At 35.5% G+C, this 18700-nt stretch carries 17 protein-coding genes; all 17 read right to left on the reverse strand.

Going from position 1 to position 18700, the window contains the following annotated elements:
* Positions 1 to 22: 22 nt before the first annotated feature.
* The 17 genes from hflX to JDW14_07295 all read right to left on the reverse strand — a co-directional run bounded on the left by hflX (position 23) and on the right by JDW14_07295 (position 18472).
* A complete protein-coding gene (gene hflX, locus JDW14_07215; protein ID QQD65097.1) occupies positions 23 to 1258 on the reverse strand; it encodes a GTPase HflX in 1236 nt (411 codons plus the stop codon).
* Positions 1251 to 2231: a tRNA (adenosine(37)-N6)-dimethylallyltransferase MiaA gene (gene miaA / locus JDW14_07220; protein ID QQD65098.1), complete on the reverse strand. Its 981-nt coding sequence runs from the start codon at positions 2229 to 2231 to the stop codon at positions 1251 to 1253. Before miaA ends, hflX begins: the two co-directional genes overlap by 8 nt.
* 41 nt (positions 2232 to 2272) lie before the next feature.
* Positions 2273 to 2731, reverse strand: a complete 459-nt coding sequence (gene smpB, locus JDW14_07225; GenBank protein QQD65099.1) for an SsrA-binding protein SmpB — start codon at positions 2729 to 2731, stop codon at positions 2273 to 2275.
* A gap of 14 nt (positions 2732 to 2745) precedes the next feature.
* Positions 2746 to 5070 carry a ribonuclease R gene (gene rnr / locus JDW14_07230; GenBank protein ID QQD65100.1) on the reverse strand — a complete coding sequence of 775 codons (2325 nt, stop codon included), beginning with the start codon at positions 5068 to 5070 and terminating at the stop codon, positions 2746 to 2748.
* Between the two features lie 61 nt (positions 5071 to 5131).
* Positions 5132 to 5869 carry an alpha/beta hydrolase gene (locus tag JDW14_07235; GenBank protein ID QQD65101.1) on the reverse strand — a complete coding sequence of 246 codons (738 nt, stop codon included), beginning with the start codon at positions 5867 to 5869 and terminating at the stop codon, positions 5132 to 5134.
* Positions 5870 to 6100: 231 nt separating this feature from the next.
* A complete protein-coding gene (gene secG / locus JDW14_07240; GenBank protein ID QQD65102.1) occupies positions 6101 to 6340 on the reverse strand; it encodes a preprotein translocase subunit SecG in 240 nt (79 codons plus the stop codon).
* A 180-nt stretch (positions 6341 to 6520) separates the two neighbouring features.
* Entirely contained in the window at positions 6521 to 7282 is a 762-nt protein-coding gene (locus JDW14_07245) for a class A sortase (GenBank protein ID QQD65103.1), read from the reverse strand.
* A gap of 200 nt (positions 7283 to 7482) precedes the next feature.
* Positions 7483 to 8043 carry an NAD(P)H-dependent oxidoreductase gene (locus JDW14_07250; GenBank protein ID QQD65104.1) on the reverse strand — a complete coding sequence of 187 codons (561 nt, stop codon included), beginning with the start codon at positions 8041 to 8043 and terminating at the stop codon, positions 7483 to 7485.
* A gap of 19 nt (positions 8044 to 8062) precedes the next feature.
* Positions 8063 to 8494, reverse strand: coding sequence for a MarR family transcriptional regulator (locus JDW14_07255; GenBank protein ID QQD65105.1), 432 nt, complete (start codon positions 8492 to 8494; stop codon positions 8063 to 8065).
* Between the two features lie 192 nt (positions 8495 to 8686).
* The gene (locus tag JDW14_07260; protein QQD65106.1) at positions 8687 to 9970 is read right to left on the reverse strand and encodes an ABC transporter permease; all 1284 of its coding nucleotides are present in this window, start codon (positions 9968 to 9970) and stop codon (positions 8687 to 8689) included.
* Entirely contained in the window at positions 9963 to 10868 is a 906-nt protein-coding gene (locus tag JDW14_07265) for an ABC transporter ATP-binding protein (protein QQD65107.1), read from the reverse strand. Before JDW14_07265 ends, JDW14_07260 begins: the two co-directional genes overlap by 8 nt.
* A gap of 199 nt (positions 10869 to 11067) precedes the next feature.
* Entirely contained in the window at positions 11068 to 12447 is a 1380-nt protein-coding gene (locus JDW14_07270) for a peptidoglycan binding domain-containing protein (GenBank protein ID QQD65108.1), read from the reverse strand.
* Between the two features lie 359 nt (positions 12448 to 12806).
* Positions 12807 to 13667 (reverse strand): helix-turn-helix transcriptional regulator, encoded by an 861-nt coding sequence (locus JDW14_07275; GenBank protein QQD65109.1) that lies wholly within the window; start codon positions 13665 to 13667, stop codon positions 12807 to 12809.
* 372 nt (positions 13668 to 14039) lie between these two features.
* Positions 14040 to 14804: a zeta toxin family protein gene (locus JDW14_07280; GenBank protein ID QQD65110.1), complete on the reverse strand. Its 765-nt coding sequence runs from the start codon at positions 14802 to 14804 to the stop codon at positions 14040 to 14042.
* 303 nt (positions 14805 to 15107) lie between these two features.
* Positions 15108 to 16685, reverse strand: a complete 1578-nt coding sequence (locus JDW14_07285) for a transporter (protein QQD65111.1) — start codon at positions 16683 to 16685, stop codon at positions 15108 to 15110.
* Entirely contained in the window at positions 16669 to 17538 is an 870-nt protein-coding gene (locus JDW14_07290; GenBank protein ID QQD65112.1) for a glycosyltransferase family 8 protein, read from the reverse strand. The genes JDW14_07285 and JDW14_07290 overlap by 17 nt, the downstream gene beginning before the upstream one ends.
* A 55-nt stretch (positions 17539 to 17593) precedes the next feature.
* Positions 17594 to 18472: a glycosyltransferase family 8 protein gene (locus JDW14_07295; protein ID QQD65113.1), complete on the reverse strand. Its 879-nt coding sequence runs from the start codon at positions 18470 to 18472 to the stop codon at positions 17594 to 17596.
* Positions 18473 to 18700: the final 228 nt, after the last annotated feature.

The raw sequence follows: 18700 nt of genomic DNA on the forward strand, positions 1-18700 counted from the left end.
CTTATATTTCATACCACTATACTTATACTTCTTCATTACTTTGACGGCGGAATCCTTTTAACACATATAATTGTCGTTCTTCATCAAATTCAACCGATTCAACCAATGTTTTTTGACGATACAGAGCCAGTAATTCTGACTCATACGGCTGAATATCTACTGTAAATGATTCACTAAGCGTAACAATTTCTTGCCAAATCGCTTGTTTCAATTGTTCAATGCCGTCCTTATCCAATGCTGATACTAAAACATTCGGAAACAAGGTCGGTGCAAAAGAACCCTCGATCTTATCTTTTTTATTATAAACGGTCAAAATCGGTAAATGTTCCATTTCCAATTCTTTAATCAAATTCATTACCGTTTGTTCTTGCATCATTCGGTCTGGGCTTGACGCATCGACCACATGCAATAATAAGTCAACATAACGCATTTCTTCTAAGGTCGACTTAAATGCTTGAATTAATGAAGTCGGCAATTCTTCAATAAATCCTACCGTATCCGTCAATGTAAAGGCATCATGACCATTTATCGTCAATTGACGTGTCAAAGGGTCTAAAGTCGCAAATAGTTGATCTTGCACATAAGTATCACTCAAGGTCAACTCACGTAACAAAGTCGATTTCCCAGCATTAGTATAGCCTACTAATCCGATATTAAACTCACGTCCACTGCGACGACGCAAACGAGTTCGTTCTCGATGCTCTGATAATTGTGCCAGTTCCTTTTTAATCGTTGTCATTAAACTGCGAATATGGCGACGGTCACTTTCTAATTTCGTTTCACCAGGCCCACGCGTTCCGATACCAGCACCTAGACGAGATAAATGTTTCCCTTGTCCATGCAGTCGTGGTAACAAATAATCGTACTGTGCTAGTTCCACTTGCAACTTACCTTCACGACTTCTCGCACGCATCGCAAAAATATCTAAAATCAACTGCACTCGGTCAATCACTCGCACACCAAGTTCTGACTCTAAATACCGATTTGAACTGGGCGATAATTCATTGAGCGAGATAACCAAATCAATATCTTCTTTCACCACTTGGTCTTTAATTTCCAATAATTTACCACTGCCGACCGATGATTTTGAATCTTGACGACTCAACTTTTGCGTCATCATTTTCACCGGTATCCCACCAACCGTTTCGGTTAAGGACGCCATTTCTTTCATTAATACTTGAAATTTCTCATCAGTATATCGATCAGTATGCACACCCATTATTAACACACGTTCTGGCTGTAATTCTGTTTCAATCATGCTTTGCTCTCCTTTCTTCATTATTTTTTAAATGTTGTTGTACCAATTCAAACGCATCATCGCCACCATTCAATGACTCTAACCAGTGGGTATCAGTGAATCGATTGCGAAACCATGTTAATTGACGCTTAGCGTAACGGCGAGAATTTTGTTGAATCATCGCAACGACTGCCTCTTTCGACAGCGTCCCCTCAAAATACGGCCACCATTCCTTATAACCAATCCCTTTTGCTCCATTGATTAATTCACCTTGATAACGTTGATACAATTGATATACTTCCTGCTCTAAACCGTCAGCTATCATCATTTCGACACGGCGATTAATTCGCTCATATAATAAATCACGTGGCATATCCAATATTAAAATACTGGCATCGAACACTGACTCTTGTAATTGATGTCGGTCTTGTGCAGAAAATAATTGTCCAGTAGTTTCAATAACTTCTAAAGCTCGCAACACACGTCTTTGATTTTGATACGGTATTTTTTCAGCTGCAACAGGGTCTTTTTCATTAAGCAATTGCCAAAATGCTTGCTCGTCCATTGTTTGCGACAATTGCATCAGTTCAGCTTTCACAGCTTGATGCTGACTATTATCGCCACCAAACTCTAAGTCATACAATAACCCCTCTAAATATAGGCCCGTCCCACCAACTAATATCGGTAATTTACCACGTTGGTAAATGTCGACAATTGCTTGTGTCGCTAATTGTTTAAAACGACTAGCATCAAATACCTCATGTGGCTCAAATAAATCCAATAAATGATGTGGAATCCCGTCACGTTCAGCAACAGTCGCCTTACCTGTTCCAATATCGAGTGTTCGGTAAACTTGTAGACTATCCCCATTAATAATCTCACCATTAAATTGTTTCGCCAGCTGTATACTTAAAGCTGTTTTTCCCACAGCTGTGGGGCCACCAATCACAATTAATGGTATCTCTCGGTAATTCAATAGCCACACCCCTTTCATCATTTCTATTTAAGTTCGAGCCAGCATGACACAATCAAACCTTAACGATTTTTTATCGCACGGTCAATATCTCGTTTTGCTTGTTTTTCTTTCAAAGCATGACGCTTATCGTATTTATTTTTACCTCGAGCCAAGCCGATTAATAATTTCGCACGTCCACGAACCAAATACACTTTCAATGGCACAATCGTCATGCTGCTCAACTTCACTTCATTCGCCAGTTTTAAAATTTCACTTTTATGCAATAATAATTTTCGATCACGCAATGGATCATGATTGAAAATATTGCCATGGTCATAAGGACTAATATGGGCATTTTTTAACCATGCTTCCCCTTGATGAATCGAAATATATCCGTCTTGCAAATTCATTTTTCCTTTACGCACTGATTTAATTTCAGTACCTGTTAGCACTAATCCTGATTCAAATGTATCAATGATTTCATAATCATGGCGTGCTTTTCGATTCTGCGCTAATGGTTTATCTTTTCCTTGTGACATTTATTCACCTACTTCTATTTGCGTTTTCCTTTTTTAAACACTTTACGGGACGGTTTCGCTTTCCCTTTAGCTTTTTTATGCTTCTCTTTTACAAAATTCGCTGCTTCTTGATTGCGACCTTTTTTCTTTTTCTTCTTAGAATCCAATTCAATCGGACGCAAATCCGTCATCGGTACAGCGTCAATTAATTTGAAATCAATCGTACGGTCGCTAACATTAACTTGGTCTACTTCAATCGTCACTTGCTGTCCAATACGGTAAATATTTCCTTTAGAACGTCCAATCAATACTAAATGCTGTGCATTATACTCATAATAGTCATCAGTTAATGCTTTAATCGGAATTAATCCCTCAACTGTATTCGGTAAACCGACAAACATACCGAATGAAGTAATCGACGTAATTCGCCCATCGAAATGCTGACCGACTTTATCCAACATATATTCTGTTTTCTTAATTGCATCAGTTTCACGCTCTGCCTCAACGGCACGACGCTCTCGTTTCGACGAATGTTCTGCAATTTCAACTAATTGTTCATTCAACTGTTCTTTTTGACGTTCATTTGGTTCACTCGTCAAATAACGGCGAATCAAGCGATGAACTATCAAGTCTGGATAACGGCGAATCGGTGATGTAAAATGCGTATAATCTTCAGCTGCCAAGCCGTAATGCCCAAGTGGTGCTTCACTATATTTAGCTTGCTGCATACTGCGTAACATCATCGTTGATACAACTGGTTCGTACGGTTGCCCTTTAATCGCTTTTAATGCCAATTGCAATTGTTTCGGTTCAATATTCGCAACATTACCACGCAATACCATACCAAAAGATGTCACAAATTCTGCAAAACGCATCATCTTTTCTTCTTTCGGTTGCTCATGCACACGATAAATAAATGGTAAATCACGCTTAGTAAATTCTAATGCCACTGTTTCATTCGCCGATAACATAAACGATTCAATCAGACGCTCTGCTACATGACGTTCTCGCAACTGAATTTCCAATGGATGACCTGATTCATCCACAATAATTTTTGCTTCTGGTGCATCAAAATCCAATGCACCACGACGTTGACGTTTTGCCTCTAAAATAGCATGCAACTCAGCCATTTCCTCTACCATATCAACAATCTCATTATACTCACGGTTTAAAACATCATCGCCTGCTAGCATCTTATTCACATTATCATAAGTCATGCGATAAGACGAATGAATTACGCTCGGATAAATCGCATAATCCATTATCGTTCCATAAGCATCAATCGTCATCTCACAAGTTAGCGTCAACCTGTCTTCATTCGCATGTAAGGAACAAATACCATTCGATAAACGTTGTGGTAACATCGGCACTACTCGGTCAGTTAAATATACACTCGTCCCACGTTCAAATGCCTCTCTATCTAAGGCACTCCCCTCACTCACATAATGCGACACATCAGCGATATGCACTCCTAATTGATAAGTGCCGTCTGCATTTTTCTCTAAAGAAATCGCATCATCTAAATCTTTGGCATCAGCACCGTCAATGGTAATAATCAAACGGTCACGCAAATCACGACGCCCTACCATGTCTTCTGCTTGAATCGACATCGGTACTGCATCCGCTTCTTTTAGCACATTTTCTGGAAATTCATGAGGAATATTAAATTGATAGAGTACTGCTAAAATATCGACACCTGGTGCATCCTTATGCCCAACTTCTTTAGCGACATAACCTAATAAATGATTTGGATTCTCAGCTGACGGATACTCTTTAATCTTCACAATACAAATCGAATGGTCAACTGGGTGCAGTCCCTCTGGTAACACAAAAATTTTCACTTGGTCACTAAAATCACCTTGTGGTAGAATATACCCTAAAAAGCCAGTCGCCTCACGCTCTAATTGGTTATAGGCAAAAAATTCTCCCACCATTTGCGTGGCTGCACGTTCAATGACACGCTGGACAATCGCCTCAGAGCCTTTACCAGTTTGTGGATTGACATGTTTCACGACCAATGCCTCAACCGTATCACCATGCATCGCATCCGCTGAACTGCCAGGTGGCACAAATAAATCTGCCTCGCCCTCTTCATACGTAATAAAACCAAAACCTTTACTATTGGCTCTAAACGTTCCAATAACGGTCTTAGCCGGTTGTTTGATAACTCGGAATTTATAACCTTTTACTAATTCCACTTCACCAACACGTTCTAAAAAAGCCATTGCTTTTACTAATTTTTTATATTTTTTAATACCTGTCAAAGATAAGATTGACGCCAACTCGTCCATACTATATGACTTATCCGAGTGTTGACTTAAAAAATCTAAGACATCTTGTTCAAATTTTGTTAATGACATTCTATTGCCTCCTCTCTACTTTCCTTATTTTCTATTCATTTCATTTTCAACAACTACCAATTTATTCTTCGATACCAATAAATTGGAGAATACTCGCTTCAAACGCTTGACGATTACGATTGGTCGTAATGACATGCGTATTTTCTGGAAACCAATGGAAATCCACATCTGCATGAATCAATGCCTCTTTGACCAAATACGCATCTTCAGCTTCTATCATTTCATCTTGTTCAGATTGTGCAATATAAAAACGACTGGTAATATCTTGTAAATCCATTTGATAACTGGTCGTAAAGTAATAAATTTCAGCCACCTGTTGCTTATGACGTTCTAAAATATCCTCTTTCTTCTGGGCATACTCTGCTTGCAGCCCTAATCTATCATATAAAGCTACCACATATTTTTCGAAAAAATACGCGATATCCAATGGTTTGGAAATGTAAACTGGCGAATTAATAATCCCACCTGCTAAATTTTCATCATGATGCTCCGTCAATAATCGCGTAGCAAAAATCCCACCTAATGATAATCCAAACACATACACATGCTCATAATGACGTGCTTGCATCCATGCCAATGCTTCTTGTGCTTGAAGCCACCAATCTTCTGGATGAGCCTCTAATATATCATAAATATCATTCGTAGCATGCCCTTCAAATGTCGGACATAATACTTCAACACCTAAACGCTGCAAGCGACGTGCTAATACATTAAAATCATTCGGCGACCCTGTATAAGAGTGAAATAAAATTACACCAATGGTCGCATCATTCGCATCATAAAATTTATAATTCTCCATCCCAAACTCCCGTCTTATTTGTTGCGACGAACATAATGTCGCTATGCTTAGTGAAATTCCGCTTATGTAAATATAAATAAACACATATTTACACACATCCGATAGTGCGATTGTGAAACAATCCCAAAAATTCTGATTGAGCGAGATTATTCTATCATCAGCCAATGCTATGAATTTTGTTGCTAACGGTTTGTTAGTAAATATGTGTTCGTTCGACTCACTCTAAACTGCCTATTTTTGTGCTGATAAATAAGCTAAAGCAATTGCGATTACGAAAAAGGCAATACCTAAAAAACTTGTTGCACGAATTAAAAAGGCTTCAAAACCACGAGCCTTTTGACGACCTTGTGGTTGATCTGCACCACCGCCTGTTAAAGTACTCGCTGCATTACTTTTTGACGGTTGCATAATTACAATTAAAATAAGTAAAATCGACACTACGACAAGTGCAATTAATAAAGCATTATACACAGGGTTTTCCTCCTCTACAAAGTTTCCACTAACTATATTACCATATCTTTGGTAAAAATACTATTCTTTCAAGAAAATAAATTAGGCAAGTGCCCAACTTACGGTTACCTAATTGACTGCTCGCCACCGATAAATCTTCGCAAAAAAAGACTTGCAATCAATCCAAGCCTTTTAACTATCTTATGAATCAGTCGGTACTGTCTTCGGTAATTTAAATGCTGAAATCATTGCATCTGACGCTTTATTGATTGCAACTTTTTCTTTTAATGACGCTTGAACTACAATACGGTCTTGTAAGGTAGAATCACACGTAATCAACGTTAAAATCGCATTATCTGTCGGATAGGTTACTTCAACAGCTGTCGGTGGCACAGTTTGGATATTATCAATTTCATAAACATATACATACTCTAAGTCCGTCAAATAAACCGTATCCCCATACTCCACACGTAATAATGGCGCAAACAATAAATCTTTATGGATAGAGTGATGACTCGCTAACGAATAATTTGACACACCCATTTCTTGGTCGGCATATAATGTACCGGCACCTAAATACATTCCTGCTTCTGATACCCCTTTATAAATCGGTAAATTCATATTCACTGACGGAATTGCAATCCCACCAATAGTAGGTAAATCATCCGGATTCACATTTTGACGAATTACATCATAAGCTGATAAAGAAGAAATATCCTCCCAGTTATATGTTACATTCGCTTTTTTATTTTCACGCACTTGCTCAACCGTTAAATTATGGATTGCATTTTGTGTTTGCCCTTTTTGAATCATGTAGTTTTTAATTGGATCTAATGCAAATAATCCTAATGCAATCACAATTAAAATAATACCGAGTGCTGTACGAAAACCACCACCACGTCTTCTTCTACGCTGTTTACGTCTTCTCTTACCGTGCAACTCTTGACGTGTTTTTGCTGACATTTATAATCCTCCTATATTTTAGCACTGCATTTTTAACTTCGACCATGCCAAATTATAATTATTATCAATATTATATAGTATCTGTAAAAAAATAACAGTATTTTGCTTTCAAATTTAATCTTTTCTTATGATTTATGCACTCAATATATAAAAACAAGTGCACCAGAATCAACCTGTTGCACTCGTTTAATATTGATTAATTATGCTTCAACGTAAGCGACAAACTCACTCACAAACGCATCAAATACTTCTTGTTGCTCTGGTTCTAATGCTAATGTACCAGTTGCCCAAGCTTCACCTGGAATTTTAATTCCTAATCCTTCGCTTTCCATTGGTGCAGTACGAACATATGGTAATAAGAAATTCAATGCGCCACGAACAAATTTACCAAAAGTTGAATTAGCTGCACTAGCCACTGCAACTTTTTTACCTGCTAATACCGTTGGTGTTTCATTATCAAACGCAACAACAGGACGGCTCAACCAGTCAATTAAGTTTTTCAAACGAGCTGGGTATGAACCATTGTACTCAGGTGATACAAATAATAAAGCATCAGCTGCTGCCACTGCTCCACGAACACCCTCAATCGATGCAGGTGCAGGATATTCTGTATTTTGGCTTAATAATGGCACTTCACTATAATCATAAACAGCTGCTTCTAACCCTTTAGCGTTTAATGCTGCCACTAATTGTTCTGCTAATTGAGCGTTAAATGAACCTTGACGGTCTGAACCTGAAAATACTAATACTTTTTTTGACATAATCATTACTCCTCTTAAATTAAATACTTTTGAATTTTTTTAGCAACTGAATGAGTTGTTTTCGTTCTTCTTCGGTATAGATACCAAACAAATCATCTAATTCTTCTCGATGTCTTGGCAACACTTGTTCAAATATTTCACGCCCTTTATCCGTAATATGAAATACCGATTTACGCTTATCTTTCTCAGCAGACTGCCGAACAATTAAGCCATCTCGTTCCATATTTTTCAAAACAACGGTCATATTACCAGATGTCGCTAACATCTTATCTTTTAAATCACAGATAGCCATATCACCAATTGAATAGAGAATATCTAAAATACTAAACTGAATCCGTGTTATTCCATACTCACGAAACACTTTCCCTGAATTTAATTCAATCGTGCGAGCAGCTTGTCGAAAGACAATATTGGCATGCACACATGAATTGCGTGGAACACTAATATCCATGATACCCTCCTTGTTATGTGATGAAATAGAATTGTTGCTCATCACCCCAAAACAACTACTAATTAGTAACAAATAGAATTGTATTACTAATTAGTAGTAATGTCAATCGCTTTAGCTATAAAATATTTTTATTAGAAACCAAACTGAAAAAATACCCTACATAGCCAAATTCAACTATGTAGGACACCTATATTATTCACGCTCTGAACGCCATAATTGATATGAACGTTTAAATGTTTGAATCAGACCTTTGTCACTGGTCACTAACACATTACTCTTATAGAAAATAGTAGAAACAGATAAACATAGCACCATAAAGATTAACGAGATGATAATTGATAATACAATTTCAAACGGACTAACCGTTTCGGCAGCAATTCTAAATGGCATAACAAATGGTGTGAAGAACGGAATTTGAGAACCGATACGCACAATCGGATTATTGGTTGATGACAAAGCATACATTCCAATATAAAAACCAACGACACCCACTAAGACTAATGGCCCAATCATTTTACTGATATCTTCTATACGGGATACTAAAGAACCTAAAAAGCCTGCAATTGATGTATAAGTCAAAATACCCATTAAAGCAAAGAGTGCTCCAAGTGCAATATCATTCGAAAAACGAGAGCCTAATGCCACATAATTATCAATTAATTCGATTGGAATATAAGCAGACGCAACTTTACGAATTACTAAATTCGCAATTAAAAATAGCACCAAATAAATAGCCACTTGCGTCAAAATAACTAAACCGACACCAATCATCTTACCTAAGAAATGCTTCGTTGCAGAAATACTTGATAGTACAATCTCCATAATGCGTGAACCTTTTTCTGTCGCAATCTCTTGGGAAATAATGGATATATACGTCATAATAAACATATACACCACAAAACAGACACCAAATGCGATACCAATGCGAATATTCTTTTCAGATGAATCCAACTCGTCTACTTTCACATTACCATTTTCATCAAAACTAACATTTGTCGTATTGACCTCAATATGCATACTATTGATTGACGCTAACTTCGCTGCATCAATGCCCTCTGCTACCAAGCGTTTATTGACTGCATAAGCTTCAAGAACTACTTTGAATTTATCGACTTCAATATCTTTTCCTAATTTATCTCGATAAAAAGTCGCACTTAATGGCTCAGCCGTTTCATCAATTACTAGATAACCATCAATTTCTTTCGCATTCAACGCAGCAGCTGCTTGAGCATCTGTTTCGAATGAATGAAATTCATTACCAGTATCTGCCTCTGTTAATACTTGTTGAATTTCAGCAGAAGGATGAACTAAACCAATTTGACCTACACTATCATGTACCTTCGACATCCCTACAAAATAGCCAATCGCACCCATTACTACAAACATTAAAATCGGACCGAAAACCATTGCCAAGAAAGCACCAGACAATACATTTTTACGGTACACTTCTTTAATTACAATCCACATTTTACTCATTTGATTCACCAGCTTTCATTTTGAAGATTTCTTCAAGACTCGGTGCTTGTTGATAGAACACAGGTAAATATTCACCCTTAGCAACCTCATCAAAAATACCTTTACCAAATGACTCATCTTCTAACTGCAACATATATTGGTGACCTGAGTACGCTTGTACTGCTGCCACACCTGGTAACATCGCCAAACGTTCTTGCGTCCATTCAGTTGTTTCAATCAATAATTTCGTCTTACCAAATTGACCACGTACTTCGTCCAATGTTCCGTAAAGCACTTGCTTACCATTATGAATCATCACTAATTTATCGCAAATTTCTTCCACATTATTCATATTATGACTTGAGAAAATGATACAACTACCTTTGTCACGCAGTGCGAGTATACCTTTTTTCAAGAAATCTGCATTCACAGGGTCTAGCCCACTGAAAGGCTCATCTAAAATCACTAATTTTGGTTCATGAATCAATGTCGCAATCAACTGCACTTTTTGCTGATTCCCTTTTGAAAGTGACTTAATTTTATCTGTACGCTTACCTTTTACATTGAAACGAATCAGCCACTCATCAATTTTTGTCGCAATTTCAGATTTTTTCATTCCTCGTAATTGTGCAAAGTACATGATTTGTTGTTCAATTGTCATCTTTTCATACAGACCACGTTCTTCTGGTAAATAGCCTACGACATCATAGACCGAATCCGTCAAAGGTTTGTGATTCCACAATACCTCGCCCTTATTTTCAGGTGTTAAAAAATCAAGAATCATTCGGAAAATCGTCGTTTTCCCCGAACCATTCTGTCCGATAATACCTAAAATCGAGCCGGGCTCAATTGTAAATGACACGTCATCTACTGCTAAAAAAGAACCAAAAGTCTTTACTAAGTGTTTTACTTCTAACATAATATCACTCCTTGCACTATGTTTTGTCTATTATTATATACCTTACTCAATCGCATGTCTATTTAAAACATCTAAATATTACCATTATTTTAAGTCAATCGTATAACATTTTCACTAATAATTTTCCCCACCTAGCAACTCACTCTTGATACGACAAAAAGCATCGGTCACAATCACAACCAACGCTTTTATACCTATATTAAAATACAATTACAGGTGTCCCATACTCCACATATTCATAAATAATCGCCACTTGATCCAATGGGGTATTAATACAACCGAGTGAACCAGAGTAAAGATAAGTATCCCCACCAAACGAATATTGCCAGTTTGCATCATGAATACCTTGTGATTGATAGTCAAAACGCATCCAATACGATACTGGTGCAGAATACGGTCTTGTTTGTCCTGGAGCAATTCCAACCAAATTAGTATTCGTCAACATTTCAATAATAGCATTCGCACCTGGGGCAGTCGGTGTACTTAATTTACCGGATACAATATTCGTAGAAACAATGACTTCTCCTTTGTAGTATAGATACATCATTTGATTTTCTAAGTCAACTTCCACATAAGTATCGCCAATATCATTTGCTTCACCCAAATGAGTTCCAATACCAGTAAATGCTGCCTTGCGTGTCACATCTTTACCTGCTCTTAAATCTCGAATAATATTTTGAGTTTCTGTTTCAACATCAATTGACCACCCTAAAATACCAGCTGGTACCGTAACCTCACCACGCAATGTACTTTGAAATTGACGAGTCTTGCCTTCCGTTGAATATTTTTCATTCAAATCTTCAAGATAAGCAGCCACTTCTTCTTCATCTACCGTCACCTTATTATCAGCATCGAAATGCACCCATTGCTCAATTAATTCTTTCGGAATCGTAATCGCTTCTCCGGCTATTTTTAAAGTAATATTAAGACCCAATATTTTTTGAATATAATCCATTGTATCTTTAACAACCGCACTTGACTCTTCAATTTCTGGGTGTGCATAGACATCTTCCAATGCCACTTTCATTGTCTTATTTTCTAAACTCTCTAACATTGCTGTTCCAAGACGTTCATAATCCACTTGAGTTCCAATCACACCAGGCTGCACATAATAACCCTTTTCCTTATCATATTCAATTGACGCATTTGTAGCCGGTGTACGTGTAGCATTATCAATGCCAAGTGCTGACGCAGCATTTTGTACTAACTCTTTATTAACGGCCACACGATTTGAAAATACGTGCTCAACTTTAGTGCCATTAAATAGATTAACAATCCATGTACTTGGGTCTTGTGTTTGGTAGACAGTTTCTAATGCTTCTTTTGCATCAAATTGATACCCTAAATCAGCTAACGAAATCTTACCTAATTCTTTTCCCTTTTCAACTAATGTTACGGATTGTTTACTGACATCTTGTGCAATTTTTTCTTGTGCTTCATCGACTGTTAAATTACCGATTGAAACTGGGCCGTAACTCGTATTAGGCGTAAATTTTTCAGCATAATAGCCAATCCCACCCATATAGGCAGCTCCCAAACTAAGCAAAGTTCCTAATGTAATCCCAATCGCTTTTTTCACTCTAAACCACCCTCACTTCTATTCTTATTATTAAGAATACCATAATGTTTTCTCCTTTGCAGAAAAAAATTATGAATTTTTTATGAAATTCTTATACTTTTTCTTTGAAACATTTAACAACTAACACTATTTATTTTATCTGTTCAAGCACAACGCATTTACTATCACAATATTAATGACATAAAAACACTAAAACTAAATTATATGTACACGTTTTCTTTGTTTTGTCAACAATATTTTTATGCAAAATTTGCATACTAATTTTCTTTAAAAATATATTGACGCTAATTATAATAAAGGTAGTTGCAACGAATAAATTTTAAAGGAGTGATTCGCTATCCCAAATGATTATCTAACTATTATAAATTTTGTTCTGTCGTTATCACTCGATTTTCATATAGCTCAAGGTAAGGATACAGTGCCGTATTATTCTTCATTTTAGCGATATAGTCTGCTTTAGATAGATACTCACGTGCTGCTTCCACTTTACCTAAGCCTAAATATGCATCAGTAATCACTAAATATAAGTCATCTACAAGGAATATACTATCTTTACTCATCGCAAAGCTAACAGCAATTTTAGCTTGTAAGACAGCTTCCTCATAATCTTTTAAATGACAAGTATTGAGTGCTTGCGTATATAATATCTTTTGCTTATTTTTTACTGAAACTTGCGTTGATTCAAAGAATGGTTTTGCAGCAATTAATACTTCTTGTGCCTTTTCATAAGCGGCCATTTGGATATATTGGTTTGCTAGTGAATTGAACACTTTAATTTTTAAATCAATAGAAGATGTATCTTGTTCTAGTGCTTCCAATGATTTTTCAAGGTAGTCAATAGATTCTTGCACATCTTTGTACACTGTTTCTGAAATGACCGCTTTAATCCAATAATAATAGGCAGGGTCTAAACTATCCCGCATAATCTCATCACCTGTTTCATTAAAGTATTGAGATAAAGCAAAATAATCACGTTTTTCAGTAAAGTAATTAATCATTTGCATTTTAGACAAATTAACATCTACATTTTCATCAATTAAATCCATAACTGTTGTATTCAAACGTTTTGCGATTTTAATCAATGTATCAATGTCAGGTGACACTTGCCCCGATTCAATTCGAGAAATCATTCCTTGGCTACAAATGTCAACAGCCAAGTCTAATTGGTTCAAACCTTGAGTCACACGATACTGTCTAATTTTGCGTGCATAAACATTCATAAAACCCCTCCAAATATCAAATAAAATGTTATATCTATTATATAATATGATAATAGATTGTTCAATTAATATTTATAGACAGGTAGAATCGTTTATGCTGAAAATCATATTTGTAAGAAAATCAAATTATTAAAGGAGAGAATTTATCATGAAAAAATTTGTCGCTTTATTATCTATTGTTACTGCATTAGCTGCCGTTGTATCACCTTTGGGATTAGAAGACACTGGACAAAAACCACCGATTATTTATGTTACTCAATAGAATAAAATAGTAATACCCCACCCGATTAACTGGGTGGGGTATTATAGAGGGCAGAAGATTTTCAATGCTTACTGATTGCATAGAAACTCGTATCTTCTAATAATTAACATTTATTTCGAATCATTCAACTCTCTCAATCGTTCTCGTCTCAACTTCAACATTTCTTCTTCAACCTTACTCCATTTACCAAACAGGCATTCTTTAAGAACTTTTGCTGTTGAACAATCATCCACTTCCGAATCATAGACGCCACTTCTATCTCTTTGATAAATTTGAATACGCTCAAAAAGATTTTCCACTTCTAATTTTTCAAGATTTTCAATCAAGTGTTCAACTATTCCGTCATGGTATGCTTTTGATGTCGCTCTAGCTTGAGTAGGATTCAAGGCATAAAGCTCCTCATAGCGAATTAACGTGCTGAGATAAGACAATTCTGGCTTAGTCGCAATTAAAGATAATAAGACTCGGTAGCCTTTCGATTTCAATAATTGAGCTGTCTTTCTAGGAACTTCCGTTGTTCTTAGCGTACCTTCAATTAACAAATGATAGCCACGTTGACTTAGTTCATCTACTAAACACTCTACCATTTTCCCGGCAAATTTCTTTGTATATTCAACGCTATCTTTGCCATATTTGTCTTGCAAGGCAAGGTAATTAGGGTGTAAAAAACGATAACTATCCCCGTCAATAATGATGATATTTCCTTGAAATTCCTTTTGTTTAATCCGATGTATCGTTGTCTTTCCCGCTCCACTTTGTCCACCAAGTAAAATAGCTTGCGGTTCTTTTGACGGTAATTTACCACGAGTTAAAGAACGAATAGTTCGTTTTAAAGCTAAATCAAAATTTATTTGACTAAAATCTTTTATAGCCATTATGCTACCACCTGATGATTCGTAAGACTCAGCATTCGCTCAATACCATCTGGAGACAGCAAAACGACACCAATTAGATACTGAGCGTTATATAGCTTATTTATTAGAGCACCTGCCCAATTAACCATTATTCGAAAAAAATAAGGCTCTGGAGGTTATTTGCCATGGAATGAAACCATGCAGCAGATGTTTCCATTACCTTATGTAAAAATGAAAGAATCATGCCCCAAACGAACTCCCATAATTGACATGAATAATATTCAATCAATTGTGAAAGTTTCAATATACCTGGTTATTGTACGCTTACGATATGTTAAGAAAAATAAACATTTTAAGTATTTTTCTAAAGATTTTTTCAAATCGCTTTCTAACAAAGTCGATCCACCACTTTAAAGCTACATCTTTACGAAATACAATTAATAACAACAGTACTAAGCTACTACCTATTACAATAGCCATTTGGATCCAACCCATTAAATTAGAAGCAAACCATTTTTGCGGAGCTAAGAAATATAATCCAAAAAGAGTAACAAAATATACAATCCACTGTAGAATATTTATCCAAATATACTCCTTCATCGACCTTTTCAATCCATATTTAAAAATTATATATGGTTCAAACCAACTATTCGTCAACACATTCGAGCAAATTGTACCCAACAAAATTCCACTTATCCCCCATTTAAAAACTACGAGAAACAGTAAAGAAATCACTAAGTTTAACACAGCTTCTACTATTGGTTTATGACGAGACTCCCAATATAACCCATACGCATTATATAATATGAATCCTGAATAACGATAGGTTTGCAAAAATATGTATATACTTAATAATAGTACTATTTGAGTAGACAGCAAGTAGTCTTGTCCAATCCACAATACAATAAATGGGTTGATTAAGATGAAGATAAGCAGTGAAACTAAATATGAACTAATAAAATTAACAAATTGATAACGCTTATACACTTCATATACCTTAGCTGAATTAGTGGTATGAACTAAATTTCCAACAGATGCAGATTGTGAAACCATTATTTGAGATAACAGAAGATTAAAAGCATTGGTAATCAACGTATAATTAGAGTAAATCCCTACTGTCGTCACACTAATAAAGGAAGAAATTAAAATATTATCTGTACTAAATACAATGACAGTCGCAATATTTCCAATGATGTTCCCCAACACATTTTTCTTCAATAATGCTTTTTCTTCTTGAGTTATTAGTTCAGGTACTATGTCTTTTAAAGGATGACGTTTATTGGTTACAAAGGCAACCAATAGATTCGACAGAATCGTTGAACAAATGGTTAAGATAAGTACCAAAATATATTGATGTGTCCACCACATAATCACCCATTGACAGATTGTCGTTACAACATACAACCCAAAATCTAACCACAAAACAATGTAATTTTCTTGATGAGCATTCAAAAGACTTCTTTTATAAGAAAATAATAGATAGCCTATGACTGAGTTAATTAAAAATAGAATATAAATCACTGTTTCTTCAAAGCTTAATTGGCTAACTTGTAAGATAACTGGTAAAAAGTGGGAAACAATTAATCCCAGCCCAAAAATAATCAACGCAATGAATCGATAAGCTTTACTATATAAATTCATATACGCTATTATCTTTCCGTTGTTATTTTCTGCAATCGGTTTATACAGAGCAAAGACGATCGAGGCTCCCAACCCTAACTCTGCGACAGATAGCATTCCAAGAATATTAGAAAATATACCATTCAACCCAAGGTAATAAATCCCTAGTAGTTTGATGAATAAACTACGGTTTACAAATTGCACTAATAATTTCAAAGGAAAAAGAACGAGGCTAGAAGCTGAATTATACAATGCGTTTTGGGTTCTAGTTTTCGTTGTCATATTGTTTCTTTATATCTTCCCAATTTAACTTTTCTACTTGATACCATTCATCTGCATAAGGAACCGTAAATTCATTCTTCAAAAAATCTTCAAATGTGATATGCCCTTTTAGCAATAATTTTAATCCGCGTTTTCTTCCAATTTTTCTTTGCGAAAAAGGCTTTGCAGCAGTCGTATAGTGAATAATTAAGCGGCGTTCCCATGACTTATCTTTCCGAATTACTGGATAAGATGCGGCAATTTGATAGTTATAAGTTTCATCCACTTCTAGCCATTCATCTCTAAAAAGAAAATTTAAGACACTCTGATCTGCATCTGTTAATGAAACATTAGGATCTGAATGCAGTTTTAACGCTTGATTCAACACCTTTTTTTCTCGCCATTTTTTATTATTGACAAGCATAACTCCTGCATTAAATTCTTTTCTTTGATGCATATAAGCTACAATTGGGTCTGCTGCTGCTGCTATAGCATAACCTGTAATATTTGTATCATAGAAAGCACGTAAATCTCCAGTTACTACAATATCCGCATCAAGATACAAAACCTTATCTTCTTCTACCAATTCTGAAATATGATAACGATAAAAGGTTGCCTCTGTTACATAATGATAAGTATACAACTGTTCATATGCTTGAGAATGAATCACTCTATTATGAATCACACTATCAAAAGATCTCAACTCATTATTTAAATGGTCAAACCATTCCTGAGGATAATTTTTATTCAACAGGAAAAACTGTACATCTCGATGATATTTTAAGATAGACTTAATCGTTACTTCTACCTGCTCGTGCATACGGTAATCTACTGCCATCGCAATATTCATCCGATATTTTTTATCTTTTTGCATCCTTTTCCTTCTTTCTAAACTTAGTCATCTTTCACATGCCAAATCTTACACATCTTCATTTATTCCGATTTTCGATAAAATCTTCCCACTTCAATTGACTCAATTGATGCCATTCTTGTTCAAAGGGTAATGTATCTCTATTTTTTATTGCAATTCTCAATGGGTATCTCATCTCTCTTCCACTTAGATATGCATACAAGATTCTACACACACGCCCAACCTTTGATTTGATTGTCGTATCATAGGAAGCCCATGGTTTGATTGCTGTTAAATAATGAATCACAACTGTATCAGTAGGAACAGTATAGCGTTTTGCTACCATAGATTCTCCAAGTATTTGCATATTATATCTATCTGGTATTTCCAGCCACTCATTTTTAAACAACTCATTCAAAACATCTTGGTCAGCAAATTTCAAAGTCTCATCTGACTTTTCATGAATATCTAGTGCTCTATGTAAAACATTTTTTTCACGCCATTTACGATTATTAATTAAAAGTACTCCCGCATTAAAAACATTTTTTAAACCAGAATCTCTAACCGCTGCTAAGCTAATATGTTCAATATCCAAATCATATAAATTAGATAAAGCATTCACTATCAATGTATCAGAATCCAAATACAAAACCTTATCTTCTTCAATCAATTCTGGTATATGATACCGATAAAAGGTTGCCTCAGAAATATGCTCAAACGTTCTATAATTCAGATATGAACTAGATGTAATTTTCTTATCTTCAATACAGGAATCAAATGCAGCCAGTTTTTCATTGATGTACAAAAACCATTTTTTTGGATAATCCTTATTGATTAAAAAAAAATGAACTTTTGTATGAAACTTTAAAATTGATTTCATCACTGTCTCGACTTGAACTTTGTAGCCGTAGTCAGCAGCCAGAACAATATTCATTGTATCATTTTGTTTTTTTGACATATTTTCATCCTCGTAGTATATAATATTAAAGAGATTGATAACACTCCTACTAATCTCTTTTACTTTTTGTCTACACAATACTTAAATGATATTTAAGTATTGGAGTCCCCTTTATCTAATTTTTATGTAATATGTTTTTTTCTGGAAAACATCACAATAATTATAAAAAAACAATCAATATCAGATTAAAAGTATAATTATTATTTTTAAACACTTTGGTAAGTAAAT

It is taken from the genome of Aerococcaceae bacterium zg-252, from assembly GCA_016237705.1.
Classification (GTDB): Bacteria; Bacillota; Bacilli; order Lactobacillales; family Aerococcaceae; genus Globicatella; species Globicatella yangjingiae.

Bases quoted from the DNA above. Each gene is read 5' to 3' on its own strand.
- JDW14_07295 (QQD65113.1), bottom strand. From the start codon at position 18,472: ATGTCAAAAAAACAAAATGATACAATGAATATTGTTCTGGCTGCTGAC.
- JDW14_07245 (QQD65103.1), bottom strand. From the start codon at position 7,282: ATGTCAGCAAAAACACGTCAAGAGTTGCACGGTAAGAGAAGACGTAAA.
- JDW14_07250 (QQD65104.1), bottom strand. From the start codon at position 8,043: ATGTCAAAAAAAGTATTAGTATTTTCAGGTTCAGACCGTCAAGGTTCA.
- JDW14_07275 (QQD65109.1), bottom strand. From the start codon at position 13,667: ATGAATGTTTATGCACGCAAAATTAGACAGTATCGTGTGACTCAAGGT.
- JDW14_07235 (QQD65101.1), bottom strand. From the start codon at position 5,869: ATGGAGAATTATAAATTTTATGATGCGAATGATGCGACCATTGGTGTA.
- JDW14_07265 (QQD65107.1), bottom strand. From the start codon at position 10,868: ATGTTAGAAGTAAAACACTTAGTAAAGACTTTTGGTTCTTTTTTAGCA.
- JDW14_07255 (QQD65105.1), bottom strand. From the start codon at position 8,494: ATGGATATTAGTGTTCCACGCAATTCATGTGTGCATGCCAATATTGTC.
- rnr (QQD65100.1), bottom strand. From the start codon at position 5,070: ATGTCATTAACAAAATTTGAACAAGATGTCTTAGATTTTTTAAGTCAA.
- smpB (QQD65099.1), bottom strand. From the start codon at position 2,731: ATGTCACAAGGAAAAGATAAACCATTAGCGCAGAATCGAAAAGCACGC.
- JDW14_07285 (QQD65111.1), bottom strand. From the start codon at position 16,685: ATGACAACGAAAACTAGAACCCAAAACGCATTGTATAATTCAGCTTCT.
- JDW14_07280 (QQD65110.1), bottom strand. From the start codon at position 14,804: ATGGCTATAAAAGATTTTAGTCAAATAAATTTTGATTTAGCTTTAAAA.
- JDW14_07260 (QQD65106.1), bottom strand. From the start codon at position 9,970: ATGAGTAAAATGTGGATTGTAATTAAAGAAGTGTACCGTAAAAATGTA.
- hflX (QQD65097.1), bottom strand. From the start codon at position 1,258: ATGATTGAAACAGAATTACAGCCAGAACGTGTGTTAATAATGGGTGTG.
- miaA (QQD65098.1), bottom strand. From the start codon at position 2,231: ATGAAAGGGGTGTGGCTATTGAATTACCGAGAGATACCATTAATTGTG.
- JDW14_07290 (QQD65112.1), bottom strand. From the start codon at position 17,538: ATGCAAAAAGATAAAAAATATCGGATGAATATTGCGATGGCAGTAGAT.